We start from the raw sequence: 17,919 nt of genomic DNA, 5'->3' as shown, positions 1-17,919 counted from the left end.
CGGAGTTCGTATGAAATTTTCACATGAATGGATTGAGAAAAATCCCTGGCTCATGATCGCCCTGGTGACGCTGGTGGTCAGCATCGGCGGTGCGGTTGAGATTGCCCCGCTGTTCTTCCAGAAATCGACTACCGAGCCGGTGGCGGGCCTGAAGCCGTACTCGCCACTGCGCCTGGCCGGCCGCGACATCTACATCCGCGAAGGCTGCTACAACTGCCACTCGCAGATGGTACGGCCGTTCCGCGCCGAGACCGAGCGCTATGGCCACTACTCGGTGGCCGGCGAGTTCGTCTACGACCATCCGTTTCAGTGGGGCTCCAAGCGTACCGGTCCCGACCTGGCGCGCGTGGGCGGCCGCTATTCCGACGAATGGCACCGCACCCACCTGAACAATCCGCGCGACGTGGTGCCGGAATCGAATATGCCGAACTACCCATGGCTGGCCAAGACCGCGCTGGTCCCGGACGAGATCGTGCCGAAGATGAAGGCGCTGCGCATCACGGGCGTGCCGTACAGCGACGCCGAGATCGCCGCCGCACCGGAAGAACTCAAGGACAAGACCGAAGAAGACGCCCTGGTCGCCTACCTGCAAGGCCTGGGCACCCTGATCAAGACGAGGAACTAACATGGCACTCCAAAACCTGTTCGACCACGCCAGCAGCGTGATGACGGTCATCTCGTTCATCACCTTTGCCGGCATCCTGTGGTGGGCCTATGTGAGCCACAAGGAAAGCGATTTCGCCAGCGCCGCCCGCCTGCCGTTTGCCGACGAGGAGGACCTGCATCATGGCTGATTTCACCAATGGCTTCTGGGACTGGTACATCGTGACATTGACGCTGCTGGGCGTGATCGGCTGCGGCGTGCTGCTGTATTCGCAGTCCAAGGTCAAGGTCGCCAAGACCGCCGAAGGCAAGATCGACACCACCGGCCACGTCTGGGACGAAGACCTGACCGAGCTGAACACGCCGATGCCGCGCTGGTGGATGTGGATGTTCTACATCACCATCATCTTCGGCCTGGCCTACTTCGTGCTCTATCCCGGCCTCGGCACCTACGCCGGCACGCTGGGCTGGAAATCGACCGGCCAGTACGAGGGCGAGCTGCAACAGGCCGACGCCGACTTCGGTCCGCTGTTTGCCAAGTACCAGAAGCAGGACCTGCAGGCCGTGGCCGCCGATCCACAGGCCCACGCGATCGGCGAGCGCCTGTTCCTGACCTACTGCGCCCAGTGCCACGGTTCGGATGCACGCGGCAACAAAGGCTTCCCTAACCTGACCGACAGGGACTGGCTGTTTGGCGGCGCACCGCAAACCATCAAGGAAACCATCATGCACGGCCGCGTTGGCGCCATGCCGCCGATGGGCGCTGCGGTGGGGGGCGACAAGGACGTCGAGGCCGTGGCGCACTACGTGCTGAGTCTGTCGAATTCGACCCACGACCCGATCAAGGCGGTGTTCGGCAAAGACAAGTTCGGCGCCTGCATGGCTTGCCACGGTGCGGACGGCAAGGGCAACCAGATGCTCGGCGCGCCCAACCTGACCGACAAGATCTGGCTGTTCGGCGGTAGCGCGGAAACCATCAAGGAAACCATCAACAAAGGCCGCACCACCACCATGCCGGCGTTTGCCGACTTCCTGGGCGAGGCCAAGGTCCACGTGCTGGCAGCCTACGTCTGGAGCCTGTCGAACGATCCCAAACAACCCGCGCCAGCCATACCGGCCGACCCACCCGTAGCAGATACAAAATGAACGCCCCACAGGAACAAGTCATCAAGATGTATGCAAAGCGCGAGGAGATCTATCCGCGCGAGATCGACGGCCGTTATGCCCGTCTGCGCTGGCTGTTTGTATGGCTGACGCAACTAGCCTTCTACTGCACGCCCTGGCTGCAGTGGAATGGCCGACAGGCGCTGCTGTTCGATCTGACCACCCGCAAGTTCTACATCTTCGGACTTGTCCTGTGGCCGCAAGACTTTATTTATCTGGCGGCACTGCTCATCATCAGTGCCTACCTGCTGTTCCTGGCCACCGCCATCGCCGGCCGGGTATGGTGTGGTTTCGCCTGTCCACAGACGGTCTACACCGAAATCTTCCTGTGGATAGAGCGTAAGATCGAAGGCCAGCGCAGCGCCCGCATTGCGCTGGACCGCCAGCCGCCATCGCTGCGCAAGTACGCCAAGAAAAGCGCCAAGCACCTGGCCTGGGGCGCGGTCGCACTGTGGACCGGCTTTACCTTTGTCGGCTACTTCACGCCGATCACCGAACTCATGGGCGAAGTGGTGACGCTGAACTTTGGCCCATGGGAATGGTTCTGGGTACTGTTCTACGGCTTTGCCACCTACGGCAACGCCGGCTGGATGCGCGAGCAGGTATGCAAATACATGTGCCCCTACGCCCGCTTCCAGAGCTCGATGTTTGACCGCGACACCCTGATCATCACCTACGACAGCCAGCGCGGCGAGCCACGCGGTCCGCTGTCGAAAAACACCCACGGCAACGGCGGCTCCTGCATCGACTGCTCGCTGTGCGTCCAGGTCTGCCCGACCGGCATCGACATCCGCCACGGCCTGCAGTACGAGTGCATCGGCTGCGCCGCCTGCGTCGACGCCTGCAACAACGTGATGGACAAGACCGGCCAGGCACGCGGCCTGATCCGCTACAGCACGGAACGCGCCATGGAAGACCACATGACGCCAACCGAGATCCGCCGCCGCGCCATGCGGCCGCGCGTGAAGATCTACACCGCCGTGCTGGGCCTGATTGTGCTGGCCACCTGTAGCGCGCTGTTCCTGCGCACGCCGCTCAAGCTGGACGTGATCCGCGACCGCGGCTCGATGGGACGCGAAGTGGAAGACGGCATGATAGAAAACGTCTACCGCCTGCAGATCATGAACACCTCGGAAAAAGCCCACCTGTACAAGATAGCCGTGGGCGGCCTGCCAACGCTGGCGCAAGCCACCGCCGACCACGTGATGGTCGAGGCCACCGAGACCAAAGCCTATCCGGTACGCCTGCGCGTGGCGCATGGCACCGGCCAGACCGGCTCGAACAAGATCCAGGTCACCCTGACCGCAGTCGATGACCCATCGCTGCATGTGAAAGAATCCGCGGTCTTCATCGTGCCGCGCTAAGGAGCTTCGTCATGAATACACTTGTCATGCCCGTCACCCCATGGTGGAAACAACGCTGGCCCTGGCTGCTCATGGCTGGCCCGGCCATCGTGGTGGTGGCCGGCACCTACACGGCCTGGCTGGCCACCTCGTCGGCCGATCCGCTGGTGGTGGGCGATTACTACAAGGAAGGCAAGGCCATCAATCAGGACTTGCGCCGCGACCGCGTGGCCGCGCAGATGGGCCTGTCGGTGGCGCTCGGCTACGATGCCGCCAACGGCCTGCTGACGGGCCGCATCAACCGCAAGGACACCGGCCCGCTGATGCTGCATCTGTCGCACGCGACGCTGCCGGAAAAGGATATCCGCATGGTGCTGGTGCCGGATGAGAACGGCGCCTTCAGCGTCGCGCTGCCCATGCTGGAGCGCAGCCGCTGGATTGTGCTGGTGGAAGGACCGAAGCGCGACTGGCGCCTCGCAGGCGCCTGGAAATATCCGGTGCAGCAGGGCGTCGCGCTGCTGCCGGACTGATTAACCGCAGGTTGCCGTGCCGGCGGTAATCGCCTTGAGCATGCGCGGGTCCAGCAACTCGATTTCGCGGTTGCTGACGCGCACCAGGCCTTCCTTCTTGAACTTCGACAGCAGGCGGCTGATGCTTTCAATCGTCAGCCCCAGGTAGTTGCCGATCTCTTCGCGCGACATGCGCAGCTGGAAGATATTGGCCGCATAGCCGCGCGCCTCGTAGCGCGACGACAGGTTGACCAGGAAGGCGGCAAAACGCTGGGTCGCCTGCATATTCCCCAGCAACAGCATTACGCTTTGTTCGCGCGTGATTTCCTGGCTCATCATGCGGTGGAAGTGGCGCAGCAGGGTCGGCATTTCCGCCAGCAGCTGCTGCAGGGTGGCGAATGGAATTTCGCAGACCTCGCTGTCTTCCAGCGCAACGGCGGTGCAATGGTGCTGGTCGGCGCTGATCGCGTCCATGCCCAGCAGCTCGCCGGCCATCTGGAAGCCGGTGATCTGTTCCGCGCCCTCACGGTTGACCTGATAGGTCTTGAAGTGGCCAAGGCGGATGGCGTACAGATTCTGGAACGGATCGCCAATGCGGAACAGCGTGCTGCCGCGCGCAACCTTGCGGCGGCGGCCGATGATCTGGTCCAGCCGTTCCATATCGTTGTTGTCCAGTCCCATAGGCAGGCACAGTTGGTGCATGCTGCACGATGCGCAGCTGGCCTTCAGGACCTCTATCGTTGCGCCGGGGATCACCAGCGAAGGAAGTTCTCGTATCATGCGGCTAGTGTAGCCCATCGGGTGTGATTTTGGCGGCTATTCCGCAGTCATCCAATCAGGTATTCACGTGCAAGCCCGTCGTATCCTGGCTGGCCAGCCATTGCTCGGCACGCTCGTCGTCCCACGGATCGTGGCCCAGCGCCGTGCGCGCCAGCCGGTGGCATTCGCGCTTGACGATCTGAAACAGCCAGCCCGAAAACGCCGCCAGCAGGCGTACCGACGACAGCTTGCGCGACAGCACCAGCAAGGCTTCCTGCACGGCGTCATCGACATCGCCGATCAGGCAATTGCGCTGCGCATAGCGGCGGATGTCCGGCTGGCACAGCCGCAGCAGCTGCGCCAGCGCCGCCGGATCGCCGCGATGGGCAGCGTCCAGCACTGGCAGATGTAGTTGCGCAAGACTCATTATTTTCCCTGTTTTGCTGCTTTATCGAGACGGCGGCCCACCATGGCGCACATCGGGCAAAAGCCCACCAGGCCGGACGCGACGATACCGGCGGCCGACAGCGCCAGCAGCGTGCCCCAGACGCCGCCCAGCAGCGCCAGCGCGCCGGCGGCAACGATCAGACCCAGCACTACGCGCAGCACGCGCTCCCAGCCCGGTACATTTTTAACGTAAAACATTTTGCTCTCTAACGGTTGCCGAGGAAGTCCCCCGCCAGCTAAGAGGCGGCTAACACGGATCTGGATGCGCAGGTTTCAAAAAATAGTGAAAAAATTCCTATTGCATACGATTGAATTGTGCGCTACAGTTCATTCATAAACACATCGAACACGATTTAATCGCTAACTATCAAAGGAGAATCAACCATGAAACGCACGCTGATCGCTTCCGCCCTGCTGGCCGCCACCGCTTTCGCCCACGCCGCCACCCCAGCCAATGACACCACCATCGTGCTGGTGCACGGCGCCTTTGCCGATGGTTCGAGCTGGGACAAAGTCATTCCGCTGCTGCAAGCCAAGGGTTACAAGGTGGTGGCCGTGCAGAACCCACTGAGCTCGCTCGCGGACGACGTCGCCGCCACCCAGCGCGTGGTGGATGCGCAAACCGGCAAGGTGGTGCTGGTCGGCCACTCCTGGGGCGGCACCGTGATTACCCAGGCCGGCACCAGCGACAAGATCAAGGCGCTGGTCTACGTGGCCGCGTTTGCGCCATCGGAAGGTGAAGCCACCGCCAACCTGGGCAAGGACTACGCTGCGCCACCAGGCATCGCCACGCTGAAAGCAGACGCCGGCGGCTACCTGTGGCTGCCCACTGACTCGGTGGCCAAGAACTTTGCGCAAGACGTCCCGCCTGCCACCGCTGCGCTGATCGCCGCCACCCAGGGGCCGATTGCCGCCAAGGCCTTTGGCGACACCACCACCGTGGCGGCCTGGAAAAACAAGGCCAACTACTACATCGTGGCCTCGAAAGACCGCATGATCGCGCCGGAACTGGAACAGGCGTTTGCCCAAAAAATCAACGCGGTGACCACCACGCTGCCGACCAGCCACGTACCGATGGTGTCGCAGCCGGCCAAGGTGGCGGAAGTGATCCTGGCCGCCGCCCAGCGTTAATCCCGCTTCACGGCCGTGTCAGAACGGTGCGCACCGTTGCGCACCGTTTTTTTGTTTCTTGCCAACTTTAAGCTTTGATAGGAAAATCGGTTCAGCCATCGCGTACATCAAGGATGATATGAAGCCATTGGGCATCAAGGCTAAAGTCGCACTCGCCACCAGCATTACCTCGGTCCTGATGATAGGCCTGGTGACGCTGGTGCAAACCCAGCGCATGAAGGAAGACTACACGCGGGTGATGTTCACGCAACAGACGGCCCTGATTAACCGCACGGCACAGGAGCTCGACGACAAGCTGGCCATGCTGCTTGATATCATCTCGCTATCCGCGCGCAACCAGCCGCCCGAACTGGGCCATTCCGAAGAAAAGCTGCGCGAGTATTACCAGAACCGCGCCGTCCTGGCGCTGTTTGACGACCTGCTTGTCCTCAGTCCGCAGGGCAAGGTGATTTCCGACCTGCCGCTGGTGCCGGGCCGGGTCGGCATCGACGCCTCCGACCGCGCCTATTTCAAGACGGTGATGCGGACCCACAAGCCGATGATTACCGAACCGCTCATCGGCCGCGCCAACAAGCAGCCGGTGGTGCAGCTGGTGGCGCCGGTACTCAACAACAAAGGCGAGGTGGTGTGCGTGCTGATCGGCGTGCTGCGCCTGTACAAGGACAGCCTGCTGGGCCACCTGCGCACCGCCAAGGTCGGCCGCAGCGGCTACTACTTCGCGCTGACGCGCAGCGAGCCATCGGTCTACGTGCTGCATCCCGACATTACCCGTCTGCTCAAGCCGCGCGCGGCCAACGCCAACCCGGCCACCACGCGTGCGCTGGAAGAAGGCTTCGAGGGCACCATCATGGGCATGGGCGAGGGCCATGCCACGCTCAACAGCTACAAAATGCTGAAGTCGGTCGACTGGCTGCTGGCCACCTCGCTGCCTGCCGAAGAAGCGTTCGAGCCGTTTGAAGGCGTGCTCAAACGCGTCCTGGTCTGGAGCGGTATTGCCGCCGCCCTCACAGCCATGCTGATCAGCGTGCTGATCTTGCGGCTCATGGCGCCGCTCATCAAGCTGCGCAACGCCATTGTTGCCTTGCGCGCCAATCCGGGCCGCTTTACCCCGCTGCCGGTGCACGCGCGCGACGAGGTCGGCCAGCTGACCTCGGCCTTCAACGATTTGATGCATGAACGGCTGGCGGCTGACGCCCGGCTGCAAAGCCTGGTGGAATTCGCGCCGAATGCCATTGTCGTGGTCGGCGTGGACGGCCGCATCGAGACCTTCAACCGCGAAGGCGAACGCTGCTTCGGCTATGACCGCGACGAGGTGCTGGGGCAGTCGCTGGAGATCCTGGTGCCGGAACGGCTGCGCCCGCAGCACGCGGCGCACCGCCACCGCTTCTTTGCCGACCGCCTCAGCGCCGAGCCAATCCGCATGGGCGCCGGCAGTACGACATATGGCCGCCGCCGCGACGGCAGCGAATTCCCGGTCGAAGTCAACCTGAGCGCGGTACGCACCGACCAGGGCACCAAGGTGCTGGCGGTGATTTCCGACATCACCGAGCGCCACCGGCTGCAACAGGAAGTGGAAACGCGCGCGCTCGAGCTTGAGCGCGAACGCGACCGCGCGCAGGCGGCCAACCGCGCCAAGAGCGATTTCGTCGCCAACATGAGCCATGAAATCCGCACGCCGATGAATGCCGTGCTGGGCATGGTCTACCTGCTCGGCAATACCCAGCTGACGCCGCAGCAGCGCAAATACCTCAACATGGTGCGCGTGTCTGGCCAGTCGCTGCTGGGCATCCTCAACGACGTGCTGGACTATTCCAAGATCGAGGCGCGCAAGCTGGAACTGTCGCCGGTCGACTTCGCACTCAACGACACCATGGATTCGCTGGCCACCATGATGACCATGAATGCGGGCGACAAGGAACTGGAACTGGCGATCAGCGTGGACGGCAACATCCCCAACCGCCTGCACGGCGACTCCATGCGCCTGCAGCAGGTGCTGATCAACCTGGCCGGCAATGCGATCAAGTTCACCGAGCAGGGCGAGGTGGTGGTCAGCGTGCAGCTGACCGCGCGCGACAACCACAGCGCCTTGCTGCGCTTTGAGGTGCGCGACACCGGCATGGGCATGACCGATGCGCAGATCGGCCAGCTGTTCAACGCCTTTTCCCAGGGCGACCAGAGCATTACGCGGCGCTTTGGCGGCACCGGCCTGGGGCTGGCCATCACCAAGCGCCTGATCGAACTGATGGGTGGACAGATCGCCGTCAGCAGCCGGCCGGGGCAGGGCTCGACCTTCTGGTTCAGCCTGCCGTTTGAGATCCAGGCCGACCAGAGCGACGAGCGGCGCAAGCCGGCGCTGGGCCAGTTGCGCCTGCTGGTGGCGGACGACAACCGCACCAGCCGCGAACTGATTGCGCGCCTGATCCGCGCCTGGGGCTGGCAGGCGGACGAAGTCGATTCCGGCGAAGCCGCGCTGCGCCGCTACCGCCAGAGCCTGGACCGCCAGCAGCCTTACGACGTGGTGCTGGCCGACTGGCACATGCCAGGCATGGATGGCCTGGCCACGGCCAAGAGCATCCGCGCTGCCGCCAACGGCAAGCCGCAGCCCATCGTGGTGATGCTGAACGCGTTTGCGCGCGACCGCATCGAAGAAATCTCCAGCGCGCCGGAAGCGGACGTGGTGCTGGTCAAGCCGATCACCAGTTCCAGCCTGTTTGACGCCCTGCACCAGGCGCTGGCCACGCAAAGTGAAATCGACCAGCCGGCCAGCGGCGATCACAGCATCGTCGGCACGCTGGCCGACAACCACTTCCTGCTGGTGGAAGACAATCTGCTGAACCAGGCCGTGGCGCGCGGCATCCTGGAACATGCAGGCGCCACGCTGGACATCGCCGGCGACGGCCGCCAGGCGGTCGACCTGATGCGTGACCGCGCCGCCGAGTACGACATGGTGCTGATGGACATGCAAATGCCCGTGATGGACGGCTTTACCGCCACCCGCATCCTGCGCCAGGAACTCAAGCTGGGCCTGCCGATCATTGCAATGACTGCCGGCGTGCTGGAATCCGAACGCGAACGCAGCCGCGAGGCCGGCATTACCGACTTCATTCCCAAGCCGATCGAAGTCGACGAAATGCTGGCCGTGTTGCGCCGTCACCTGCCTCAGCCTGCCGCGCCAATGGCGCCGACGCCGGCACCGGCGCCCGTTCCGGCATCGGCACCGGCCCTGGCACCGGCACCACTGGCCGACCAGGACGACCTGCTGGCCGCCATGGCTGCGGCCGCCACACCAGCGGTACCGCCGGCCCCGGTTTTTGCGACGCCGGAAGTGCTGCCCAAGCTGGTGTCCTCGCCCATGCCCAGCGGCGAGGCGGCGGTGTTCAATATGGATGGCCTGATGCGCGTGATGGGCAAGGACGCCAAGGGTCGCGCCACCGTGTTCAAGATGGTGCGCGGCGCCATCGACAGCGGCATGGAACCGCTGAATCAGGCCCACCTGGCCCTGCAGGAAGGGCGGCTGCGCGACGCTGCCAAACTATTCCACAGCCTGCGCGGCGCCGTCGGCGTGCTGGGCGCCAAGCGATTGATCCAGGCCACCCTGGCCGCCGAAGAAGCCATCCACGACCAGCGCGACGACGAACTGACCGAGCGCTATCAAACCGTCCGCAGCGAGCTCGAACAAACCCTGGCCCAGGCCCGCGCCTGGCTGGAACGCGAGCAATCCTGAGGCTCCCAGCCTAGGCATTTACGCAACACTTTCCCCTCTGGAAGCGCTTATCTGAATCATATTGATAATAATTCGCATTTACGTATTTGCGTTTTATTGTTACAATCTCACCCATTTTCACACCCACACTTTGGCCAGCCAGACGCGCAACTGCACGCAGTTTCAGCGCAGCCAGCCCGATACTCTCGTCCAACGGAAAGAAGCACATGGCAATGATCAAGAGTCGCAAACATGCGCAAACGCGCTTTAACCAACATATGAGCGCAGCACTGGCTGCCATGTTGCTGCCGGTGGCGGCCCATGCGGCAGAAGCCGCACCGGAAGCGGCCGACCAGGCCAAGCCACAGACGCTGCAGGAAGTGAAAGTGAGCGGCAGCCGCGAGAACGACTTCAAGGCCGACCATGCTGCTTCCGCCAAGTACACCGAAAAGCTGGTGGACACCGCCCAGACCCTGACCGTGCTCAAGAAAGAACTGATCGAGCAGCAGGGCGCCACCACCCTGACCGAAGCGCTGCGCAACACCCCGGGCGTGGGCGCCTTCTTCCTGGGCGAGAACGGCTCCACCAACACCGGCGACGCCATCTACATGCGCGGCTTCGACGCCTCGAGCAGCATTTACGTTGACGGCGTGCGCGACATCGGCTCGATCTCGCGCGACACCTTCAACATCGAACAGATCGACGTGCTCAAAGGCCCGGCCGGCACCGACAACGGACGCTCCTCGCCGACCGGCTCGATCAATCTGGTCAGCAAACAGCCACTGCTGGAAAACGCCTACTCGGGTTCAGCCACCTTGGGCAGCGGCAAACAGCGCCGCGCCACCGCCGACATCAACACCGTGATCGACGCCGATTCCGGCACCGCCTTCCGCCTGAACCTGCTGGACCAGGACAGCGAAAACCCGGGCCGCGACTTCGTCAAGGCCAAGCGCTGGGGCATCGCACCGTCGCTGGCATTCGGCCTGAACTCGACCACCCGCGTCTACCTGAACCTGTTCCACGTCAAGCAGGACAATATTCCTGACGGCGGCGTGCTGACCATCGGCCTGCCAGGCTGGACCCCACCGCCGGACATCGCAGCGGTAGCGGCCACGCCGACCCGTCCAGGCGTTCCGGCCAAGAGCTTTGCGTTCATGGCGGGCGCCAAGCCGGTCGATCCAAAGAACTTCTACGGCTCGGTGCTGGACCACGATAACGTCAAGGCTGACATGGCTACCGTCAAGGTGGAGCACGACTTCGCCAGTGGCGCCAAGCTGGTCAACACCACGCGCTATGGCAAGACCAAGCAGGACTACCTGCTGACCTCGTTCATGGCCACCAACACCAACCTCAACGCCAACGTTGCCAGCACCAATCCGGACAACTGGACCATGGCGCGCACCAACCTGACCACCAAGGATCAGCTCAACGAAATCCTGACCAACCAGACCACGCTGACCGCCGACTTCACCACCGGCGCGTTCAAGCACACCGTGGTCAGCGGCCTGGAACTGACCAACGAGAAGCAGGTCAACTACACCTACGCCAACTTCGCGCCAGCGGCCACCATCGGCCTGCCAGCGACCAGCATCTACCACCCGAACCCGAACACGCCGATCAGCGCGGCCCAGGTCAACCTGCAGCGCAACGGCGGCCGCAGCGAAGGCACCACCAACACCCAGAGCGTGTATGCGTTTGACACCGTCAAGTTCGGCGAGCAGTGGATCTTCAATGGCGGCGTGCGGGTAGACCATTACAACACCAGCTACAACGCGATCACCGTGCAGGCCGTCACCACGCCGCAAACCATCCCGGTCGGCACCCTGGTGGGCAGCAACCTTGAGACTTCGGATAACCTGATCAACGGCAAACTGTCGGCGCTGTACAAGCCAACCAAGGACAGCAGCGTGTACGCGCTGGTGGCCTCGTCGAAAGCGCCGCCAGGCAGCGCCAACTTTGCGCTGAGCACCGCGGCCAGCAGCGCCGCCAACCCGAACTTCGATCCGCAAGTAACCACCAACTACGAAGTGGGCAGCAAGTGGGACCTGCTGGGCCAGAAGTTGTCGCTGGCCGGCGCGCTGTTCCGCACTGAAGTGAAAAACGAGGTGGAACAGGACCCGGTAGACGCCAAGTACTACCAGACCGGCAAGAAGCGCGTGCAAGGTATCGAGCTGAGCATCACCGGCGAGATCCTGCCGAAGTGGCTGATCAGCGCCGGCTATGTGCACCAGTCGACCAGCGTCGAGTCGGGCAAGATCGTCACCGCCGGCGGCGACAACCAGCTGACCTACACGCCTAAGCAGTCGTTCACCGCGTGGAGCTCGTACACCCTGCCGTTCGGCCTGCAGATCGGCGGCGGCGCGCGCTTCAGCGACAAGCTGGCGCGTGGCACCGACGGCGCCGTCGGCACCCCGGCCTACGCCGATTCGTACTGGGTGTTTGACGCCATGGCGTCGTACCCGATCAACAAGCACATTGACCTGCGTCTCAACGTGTACAATCTGGGCGACAAGAACTACGTGCAAGCGATCAACAAGTCCGGTTACCGCTACACCCCAGGCGCCCCGCGTTCGGGCAGCCTGACCGCGAACTTCAAGTTCTAAGCACCGGTCCCCGATTCCGGCTGCTGGCCCCGCCCTCACCGGCGGGGCTTTTTTGCTTTAAGGAGTTTCACCATGATGTTGCATATCCCTGGCGTACTGAGCCGCGAACAGGTCGCCGACATGCGCCGCCGCCTGGACGAATCGCAGTGGGTGGATGGCCGCGCGACCGTGGGCACGCAGGGCGCCAAGGTCAAGCAGAACCGCCAGCTGCCGGAAACCTCGCCGCTGGGCCTGGAGCTGGGCCAGATCATCCTCACTGCGCTGGCTGGCAATCCGCTGTTCTTTTCGGCCGCGCTGCCGCTGCGCACCATCCCGCCGCTGTTCAACTGCTATGCCGGCGGCGAGCACTACGGCGCCCACATCGATGGCTCGATGCGCCGCATTCCGGCCACGGGGCAGTGGGTACGCACCGATGTCTCGTCCACGCTGTTTTTATGCGACCCGGATGAATATGACGGCGGCGAACTGATCGTCACCGACCAGTATGGCGAGCATGAGGTCAAGCTGCCGGCCGGCGATCTGATCCTGTATCCCTCGACCAGCATCCACCGCGTCGAGCCGGTCACGCGCGGCGCCCGCATCTGTTCGTTCTTCTGGACCCAGAGCATGGTGCGCGACGACATGCGCCGCAGCATGCTGCTGGAGCTGGACCAGAACATCCAGAGCCTGCGCGCCAGGCTGGGCGATTGCCCCGAAATGGTCGGCCTCACGGGCCACTACCACAACCTGCTGCGGCAGTGGAGCGAGGTCTGACGCAACCTTAGCGGCAGGTTCTCTTACCGACCCGTTGCCCGGTCGACGGTTCATCCACGGAGCAGCGTTGCCCCTGCTCGGCAGAAGCCGATTGCATCGGCGCCGTCTGGGTGGTTTCGATCGTCCCCATGTCCGCACAACCGGCCAAACCACAGGCAACAAACAAGGTAAACAATACTGGCTTTAACATCGCACTTCCTTTCAAAAAGATAACATTGCATGATTGCATTAATGCTATCTTATCAGGAATTTAATTTGTTATTTTTTGCAAGACAATTTGCTAAGCCAGGCCATAGCGGCTGAGGATGCGGCGCTTGCTGCCGTCGGCCGCCATCGCGTCCATGACGCGCTGGAACGCGCGGGCTTCATCTTCGGTGAAATTCAGAGAACCGGCCAGCCAGGCAGTGGTGTTGCGCACCGGCGCGCTGACGTCGAATTGTTCGCCACCGCCATGGCTTTTCAGCGAGGCGCGGATGATGTTGCGCTCGCCAAAAGCGGCGTCCGCCATGCCGCCCAGCAGGAAGCGGTGCACCTCGTCCACCGAGGCCGCTTCCACCAGGTTGTGGTACCCGAGCTCGGACAGGATGGCGGCCTGCCCGGCGCCGCGCAGCAGGGCAATGCGCTTGGCCTTCATGTCCTGCACATGGGCCAGATCGAAACTGCCCTGGCGCAGCGCGAGGAAGCCGAAATGTTCTTCGTACAGCGGCGCCAGCCAGCGGAACTGCGCTTCGCGTTCCGGCAGGCGCGTGAGCGGAAAAATCGCCGTGGCCTGCATTGTCGTGGTCAAAAACAGCGCGCGCCGCCACGGCATGAATTGCGCCTTCGGCGCCAGTTTCAAGCGCCGGCACAGCTCGCGCACCATTTCCATCAACGCTCCCGGCCGGCTGCTGTTTTCCATGACCAGCGGCGGCAGATGCGCAGTCACCATGTGCAGCTGCCGGGGCGCTGCCGCCTGAGCGTTAGGCGCCAGGCTGTAGGCCGCCGCGAGCGTAAGAATTTGTCGTCTGTCTACCATGCGCATATTGTAAGCGCAGCGGGATAGCACACCGCTCGCGCTCAGGCCAGCGCCGCGAAACGCGAGGTCTTGCTGTTTCGCCTCAGCTTGCTGTGCGCAGTCAATGCATATATGATACGTATACGTTTCATATACAGGATAAACATGGGCATCGTAAATATCGACGACGAACTGCACGACCAGATCCGCAAGGCCAGCGCCGTGGCTTGCCGCTCCATCAATGCGCAGGCGGCGTTCTGGATCAAGATTGGCATGCTGGCGGAAATCAGCCCCACGCTGAGTTTCAACGAAATCATCGCGCGCGAATTGCAGGCGGCCGGCGTGGAGGCGCAGGCGCTGCGGGGGCTGGCGGCATGACCAAGCGGCCGGAAGAAATCGCGCTGATGGCCGAAGCGGGCAAGCTGCTCGCCAGCGTGTTCAGCTATCTGGACCAGTTCAGCCTGGCCGGCATGTCCACCCTGCAGGTGAACGACATGGTGGACAGCTTCATCGTCCACCAGCTCAGCGCGCGTCCGGCCAGCAAGGGGCAGTATGGCTACGCCTATGCGCTGAATTCCTCGCGCAACAATGTGGTATGCCACGGCGTACCGTGCGCCACCGATATCCTGCAGGACGGCGACATCGTCAATTTCGACATCACGCTGGAAAAGCATGGCTTCATTGCCGATTCCAGCAAGACCTATCTGGTCGGCGACGTTTCGGCCACGGCCCGCCACCTGGTGCAGACCACGTACGACGCCATGTGGAAGGGCATCAACGCCGTGCGCCCCGGCGCCCAGCTGGGCGACGTTGGCTACGCGATCCAGCGCCATGCACAGCGCAACGGCTACTCGGTGGTGCGGGATTTTTGCGGCCATGGCATCGGCCGCGAAATGCACGAGCCGCCGCAGGTGCTGCACTGGGGCCGCCCGAAAACCGGGCTGATCCTGCGCGAAGGCATGGTATTCACCATCGAGCCCATGCTGAACCAGGGCCGCCACGCCGTCCACACGGAAGACGACGGCTGGACCGTAGTGACCAGCGACGGCAAGCTGTCGGCGCAGTTCGAGCACACCGTCGCCGTCACCCGCAACGGCGTGCGCGTGCTGACGCTGCGGCCCGAAGAAGCTCCGCTGCACTGAGCTACATGCGCGGCAGCCACATGCCCATGGTGGCAACCACGCCGCCCACGCCCGTCACCACGGCCGACAATGCCACCAGCACCGCCGCGCCGCGCACGCGCCGCAGATACAGCTCCAGCACGGCCAGCGGCAGCAGGTACTGGGCATAGGACAGGAAGCTCAGGAACGGTCCCGTAAACGTCTTGATATCGAAGCCGGCCGGGCCGCCGTTCACCGCCAGCCAGAACATCAGGCCGATGCGGAAATACCAGACCCCGCTCACGCACAGAAACAGCCGCAAGGCCCAGCGGCGGTGTGCGGCAAAATCCCGGGCCAGCGCATGGCGCACTGCCAGAAACGCGCACACCAGGATCAGCACACTATTCAGGCTGGTGCCCAGATGCTGCACCGTGTCGCCTACCGCGCCGCGGAACCACAGCATGTACAGGCCGCTGAGGCCGGCCGCGACTGCGCAGGCCACATACAGCCGGCCATTCCAGCGGTGGAACACGGGCGCCACAGTCCGCAGCTGCGGTATCAGCTGCAGGGCGCCGCCCAGCATGATGATGGCCGACATCAGCAGATGAGCGCCCGTGGCCGCATTGCCGAGGCGCTGGCCATCGACATAGCCATGCGTCATTACCGCATTCCAGCCTTTGAGGTCGCCATGAATGGCCGCGCCGCCGTACAGGGCTGCCACGTACATGCCAAACATCAGCTGCCCCGCGATGGTGGCGAGGAACCAGAGTCGTACCGCGTAAGTCATGTTGTTTTCCTTGGTGTGGTTGTGCTGGAGTTGTGCTGACCCCACGATAGCGAGCCGTGGCCGCTGTCTGCAAGACAGCGCCGCCAGCGGTGCGACGAAGCACGGTTTTCGGGGCTTGAACGACGGTCGCATTGCGGTTATCGTGGCCGCATGAGTTCCCCATCCCTCACCACCTTGCTGCCCACCAAACGACAGGCGCTGATCGTCGCGACGGTCGTGCTGCTGCTGTCATGGCTGCTGCATCTGCTGACGCGCACGCCGTTTTCCATCGTCATCAGCCGCGTCGGGTTTGTCGGCATTTGCCTGCTGCTGGCGTATTCCGCCGCCGCGCCCTTGCGTCCGGCGTGGCTATCCCGCAGCGCGGCCCGCCTGCTGGCCATCGCGCTGATGGCGCCGCTGGCATCGCTGACCACGGCCTTCCTGGCACAGGGCGCCAACGTACTCAACTACCTGAGCGAAACCCAGACACTGACCGGCCATATCTTCATGGCCATCGTCGGGCTGGTGTTTGGCCTGGTGATGTCGCTGGTCGCCATGCGCAGCGAACGCAGGCAAACCGAGCGTGCCGACCGCCTGCAAGCGGAACTGGAAAAAAACCGGCTGGAACGCGAGCTGCTGGATGCCCGCCTGCGCCTGCTGCAATCGCAGATCGAACCGCATTTTCTGTTCAACACGCTGGCCAACGTCGAGGCGCTGGTGGCCTCCGGTTCCAGCAACGCCGGGCCGGTGCTGCGGCATCTGATCGCCTACCTGCGCGCGGCCATGCCACGCCTCAACGACAGCGACGCCACATTGCAAACCGAGCTGCAACTGGTACGCACTTACCTGGAACTGATGCACTTGCGGATGCCGGACCGGCTGCACTTCGACGTCGCCAGCCTGCCTGAGCTGGCCACCATGCGCTTCCCCGCGATGGCGCTGCTGACGTTGGTGGAAAACGCCGTCAAGCATGGCATTGATCCCAGCATGACGGGCGGCAGCATCGAGGTCAACGGCAGGCGCGGCATCGACGGCAAGGTCGTGCTGTGGGTCAGCGACACCGGCGCCGGCATGGCGGAAACCGCGCAGCCCGGCACCGGACTGTCCAATCTGCGCCTGCGGCTGCAGGCGTTTTACGGCGCCGACGCTCACCTCGATCTGCATGAACAAACGCCCCATGGGGTGCGCGTCGAACTGCACTTTACTCCGGAAAAAACTGCATGAAACCTGTCACCGCACTGATCGCCGACGACGAGCCGCTGCTGCGCGAACGCCTGCGCAGCCACCTTGCACAATTGTGGCCGGAACTACAGCTGGTCGCCGATGCGCGCAACGGCCCGGAAACCCTGGAACTGTTCGACCAGCACCAGCCCGACATCGTCTTCCTCGACATCCACATGCCGGGCATGAACGGCATCGATGCCGCGCGCGCCATGGGGCGGCGTGCGCACATCGTGTTCGTCACAGCCTACGAACAGTACGCCGTGCAGGCGTTCGAGCAGGGCGCGATCGACTACCTCATCAAGCCCATCGACAGCGCGCGCCTGGCCGACACGGTGCAGCGCCTGCGCACCCGCAACCAGGCCAGCGGCGCATTAGATGCGGTGCTGCAGCAGCTGGCGCAGCACGTGCCGCCCCGCGCCTGGCTGCAATGGATCAAGGCCTCGGTCGGCAACAGCGTGCGCCTGATTCCCGTCGATCAGGTGCACTTCCTGCGCGCCGAGGAAAAATACACGCTGGTCGCCTGGGAGGAGGGTGAAGCGCTGATACGCAAAACCATCCGCGAACTCAGCGAGGAACTCGACCCGGCGCGCTTTGTGCAAACCCACCGCGCGGTCATCGTCAACCTGGCCTGCGTGCGCGAGGTGGTACGCGGCCTCAACGAAACCGCCGAGCTGCATCTGCGTGGGCGGCCGGAAACCTTGCCCGTCAGCCGCAACTACCTGCACCATTTCCGCCAGATGTAAGCTCATCCCGGTGGGAGGCGGCAAATCAAATTTGCCAGTTGCCCATTTAGCGCGCATGATGGATAGCTTACCCCTTC

The 17,919-nt window shown here is 63.4% G+C and carries 18 protein-coding genes; 13 read left to right on the top strand and 5 right to left on the bottom strand.

Annotated features, from left to right (window positions below; all coding sequences use genetic code 11):
- The first annotated feature begins 10 nt into the window (after positions 1-10).
- From ccoO to BUA36_RS07525, 5 genes are read left to right on the top strand one after another with little or no spacing between them, the layout of a single operon-like run.
- Entirely contained in the window at positions 11-625 is a 615-nt protein-coding gene (ccoO, locus tag BUA36_RS07545) for a cytochrome-c oxidase, cbb3-type subunit II (protein WP_072783092.1), read from the top strand.
- Position 626: 1 nt separating this feature from the next.
- Positions 627-794, top strand: a complete 168-nt coding sequence (locus BUA36_RS07540; RefSeq protein WP_072783090.1) for a cbb3-type cytochrome oxidase subunit 3 — start codon at positions 627-629, stop codon at positions 792-794.
- Positions 787-1,749 carry a cytochrome-c oxidase, cbb3-type subunit III gene (gene ccoP, locus BUA36_RS07535; RefSeq protein WP_072783088.1) on the top strand — a complete coding sequence of 321 codons (963 nt, stop codon included), beginning with the start codon at positions 787-789 and terminating at the stop codon, positions 1,747-1,749. The genes BUA36_RS07540 and ccoP overlap by 8 nt, the downstream gene beginning before the upstream one ends.
- Positions 1,746-3,131, top strand: coding sequence for a cytochrome c oxidase accessory protein CcoG (gene ccoG / locus BUA36_RS07530; RefSeq protein WP_072783085.1), 1,386 nt, complete (start codon positions 1,746-1,748; stop codon positions 3,129-3,131). Before ccoP ends, ccoG begins: the two co-directional genes overlap by 4 nt.
- Before the next feature lie 11 nt (positions 3,132-3,142).
- The gene (locus tag BUA36_RS07525; RefSeq protein WP_072783082.1) at positions 3,143-3,640 is read left to right on the top strand and encodes a FixH family protein; all 498 of its coding nucleotides are present in this window, start codon (positions 3,143-3,145) and stop codon (positions 3,638-3,640) included.
- On the opposite strand, the gene fnr is transcribed toward BUA36_RS07525, so the two are convergent.
- Genes fnr through BUA36_RS07510 form a run of 3 tightly spaced genes read right to left on the bottom strand, consistent with a single transcriptional unit; the run spans position 3,641 to position 5,023 of the window.
- On the bottom strand, positions 3,641-4,399 hold the full coding sequence (gene fnr / locus BUA36_RS07520) for a fumarate/nitrate reduction transcriptional regulator Fnr (protein WP_072783659.1): 759 nt from the start codon (positions 4,397-4,399) through the stop codon (positions 3,641-3,643).
- Positions 4,400-4,454: 55 nt separating this feature from the next.
- Positions 4,455-4,805 carry an RNA polymerase sigma factor gene (locus tag BUA36_RS07515; RefSeq protein WP_229255640.1) on the bottom strand — a complete coding sequence of 117 codons (351 nt, stop codon included), beginning with the start codon at positions 4,803-4,805 and terminating at the stop codon, positions 4,455-4,457.
- Positions 4,805-5,023 (bottom strand): YgaP family membrane protein, encoded by a 219-nt coding sequence (locus BUA36_RS07510; protein WP_072783080.1) that lies wholly within the window; start codon positions 5,021-5,023, stop codon positions 4,805-4,807. The genes BUA36_RS07515 and BUA36_RS07510 overlap by 1 nt, the downstream gene beginning before the upstream one ends.
- A 186-nt stretch (positions 5,024-5,209) precedes the next feature.
- On the opposite strand from BUA36_RS07510, the gene BUA36_RS07505 reads away from it, so the two are divergent.
- From BUA36_RS07505 to BUA36_RS07490, 4 genes are all read left to right on the top strand, one after another.
- Entirely contained in the window at positions 5,210-5,956 is a 747-nt protein-coding gene (locus BUA36_RS07505; protein ID WP_072783078.1) for an alpha/beta fold hydrolase, read from the top strand.
- Positions 5,957-6,074: 118 nt separating this feature from the next.
- The gene (locus BUA36_RS07500) at positions 6,075-9,680 is read left to right on the top strand and encodes a response regulator (protein ID WP_072783076.1); all 3,606 of its coding nucleotides are present in this window, start codon (positions 6,075-6,077) and stop codon (positions 9,678-9,680) included.
- A 206-nt stretch (positions 9,681-9,886) separates the two neighbouring features.
- Positions 9,887-12,262 (top strand): catecholate siderophore receptor Fiu, encoded by a 2,376-nt coding sequence (locus BUA36_RS07495; RefSeq protein WP_072783074.1) that lies wholly within the window; start codon positions 9,887-9,889, stop codon positions 12,260-12,262.
- A 72-nt stretch (positions 12,263-12,334) separates the two neighbouring features.
- Positions 12,335-13,015, top strand: a complete 681-nt coding sequence (locus tag BUA36_RS07490; RefSeq protein ID WP_072783072.1) for a Fe2+-dependent dioxygenase — start codon at positions 12,335-12,337, stop codon at positions 13,013-13,015.
- 280 nt (positions 13,016-13,295) lie between these two features.
- Here BUA36_RS07490 and BUA36_RS07480 read toward each other — a convergent pair whose 3' ends face one another.
- Complete coding sequence (locus BUA36_RS07480) at positions 13,296-14,030, bottom strand: substrate-binding periplasmic protein (RefSeq protein WP_084560066.1); 735 nt, start codon at positions 14,028-14,030, stop codon at positions 13,296-13,298.
- 144 nt (positions 14,031-14,174) lie between these two features.
- Here BUA36_RS07480 and BUA36_RS07475 point away from each other — a divergent pair, with 144 nt between their 5' ends.
- Both BUA36_RS07475 and map read left to right on the top strand, forming a co-directional pair.
- Positions 14,175-14,387 carry a ParD-like family protein gene (locus BUA36_RS07475; RefSeq protein WP_072783068.1) on the top strand — a complete coding sequence of 71 codons (213 nt, stop codon included), beginning with the start codon at positions 14,175-14,177 and terminating at the stop codon, positions 14,385-14,387.
- Positions 14,384-15,151, top strand: a complete 768-nt coding sequence (map, locus tag BUA36_RS07470) for a type I methionyl aminopeptidase (protein ID WP_072783066.1) — start codon at positions 14,384-14,386, stop codon at positions 15,149-15,151. Before BUA36_RS07475 ends, map begins: the two co-directional genes overlap by 4 nt.
- Before the next feature lies 1 nt (position 15,152).
- On the opposite strand, the gene BUA36_RS07465 is transcribed toward map, so the two are convergent.
- Positions 15,153-15,896 carry a DUF2306 domain-containing protein gene (locus BUA36_RS07465; protein WP_167544267.1) on the bottom strand — a complete coding sequence of 248 codons (744 nt, stop codon included), beginning with the start codon at positions 15,894-15,896 and terminating at the stop codon, positions 15,153-15,155.
- Positions 15,897-16,046: 150 nt separating this feature from the next.
- On the opposite strand from BUA36_RS07465, the gene BUA36_RS07460 reads away from it, so the two are divergent.
- The gene (locus tag BUA36_RS07460; protein WP_072783064.1) at positions 16,047-17,099 is read left to right on the top strand and encodes a sensor histidine kinase; all 1,053 of its coding nucleotides are present in this window, start codon (positions 16,047-16,049) and stop codon (positions 17,097-17,099) included.
- Positions 17,096-17,842 carry a LytR/AlgR family response regulator transcription factor gene (locus tag BUA36_RS07455; RefSeq protein ID WP_072783062.1) on the top strand — a complete coding sequence of 249 codons (747 nt, stop codon included), beginning with the start codon at positions 17,096-17,098 and terminating at the stop codon, positions 17,840-17,842. Before BUA36_RS07460 ends, BUA36_RS07455 begins: the two co-directional genes overlap by 4 nt.
- Positions 17,843-17,919: the final 77 nt, after the last annotated feature.

It is taken from the genome of Duganella sacchari, assembly GCF_900143065.1.
GTDB lineage: Bacteria > Pseudomonadota > Gammaproteobacteria > Burkholderiales > Burkholderiaceae_D > Rugamonas > Rugamonas sacchari.
Note: the sequence above shows the minus strand (reverse complement) of the source record. Positions and strands in the feature narration are given on the sequence as shown.

Excerpts from the sequence above, each read along its gene's own strand:
- BUA36_RS07475 (WP_072783068.1), top strand. The coding sequence starts at position 14,175 with ATGGGCATCGTAAATATCGACGACGAACTGCACGACCAGATCCGCAAG.
- BUA36_RS07495 (WP_072783074.1), top strand. The coding sequence starts at position 9,887 with ATGGCAATGATCAAGAGTCGCAAACATGCGCAAACGCGCTTTAACCAA.
- BUA36_RS07510 (WP_072783080.1), bottom strand. The coding sequence starts at position 5,023 with ATGTTTTACGTTAAAAATGTACCGGGCTGGGAGCGCGTGCTGCGCGTA.
- ccoG (WP_072783085.1), top strand. The coding sequence starts at position 1,746 with ATGAACGCCCCACAGGAACAAGTCATCAAGATGTATGCAAAGCGCGAG.
- BUA36_RS07460 (WP_072783064.1), top strand. The coding sequence starts at position 16,047 with ATGAGTTCCCCATCCCTCACCACCTTGCTGCCCACCAAACGACAGGCG.
- BUA36_RS07540 (WP_072783090.1), top strand. The coding sequence starts at position 627 with ATGGCACTCCAAAACCTGTTCGACCACGCCAGCAGCGTGATGACGGTC.
- BUA36_RS07490 (WP_072783072.1), top strand. The coding sequence starts at position 12,335 with ATGATGTTGCATATCCCTGGCGTACTGAGCCGCGAACAGGTCGCCGAC.
- fnr (WP_072783659.1), bottom strand. The coding sequence starts at position 4,399 with ATGATACGAGAACTTCCTTCGCTGGTGATCCCCGGCGCAACGATAGAG.
- ccoO (WP_072783092.1), top strand. The coding sequence starts at position 11 with ATGAAATTTTCACATGAATGGATTGAGAAAAATCCCTGGCTCATGATC.
- BUA36_RS07480 (WP_084560066.1), bottom strand. The coding sequence starts at position 14,030 with ATGGTAGACAGACGACAAATTCTTACGCTCGCGGCGGCCTACAGCCTG.
- BUA36_RS07465 (WP_167544267.1), bottom strand. The coding sequence starts at position 15,896 with ATGACTTACGCGGTACGACTCTGGTTCCTCGCCACCATCGCGGGGCAG.
- BUA36_RS07505 (WP_072783078.1), top strand. The coding sequence starts at position 5,210 with ATGAAACGCACGCTGATCGCTTCCGCCCTGCTGGCCGCCACCGCTTTC.
- ccoP (WP_072783088.1), top strand. The coding sequence starts at position 787 with ATGGCTGATTTCACCAATGGCTTCTGGGACTGGTACATCGTGACATTG.
- map (WP_072783066.1), top strand. The coding sequence starts at position 14,384 with ATGACCAAGCGGCCGGAAGAAATCGCGCTGATGGCCGAAGCGGGCAAG.
- BUA36_RS07455 (WP_072783062.1), top strand. The coding sequence starts at position 17,096 with ATGAAACCTGTCACCGCACTGATCGCCGACGACGAGCCGCTGCTGCGC.
- BUA36_RS07500 (WP_072783076.1), top strand. The coding sequence starts at position 6,075 with ATGAAGCCATTGGGCATCAAGGCTAAAGTCGCACTCGCCACCAGCATT.
- BUA36_RS07525 (WP_072783082.1), top strand. The coding sequence starts at position 3,143 with ATGAATACACTTGTCATGCCCGTCACCCCATGGTGGAAACAACGCTGG.
- BUA36_RS07515 (WP_229255640.1), bottom strand. The coding sequence starts at position 4,805 with ATGAGTCTTGCGCAACTACATCTGCCAGTGCTGGACGCTGCCCATCGC.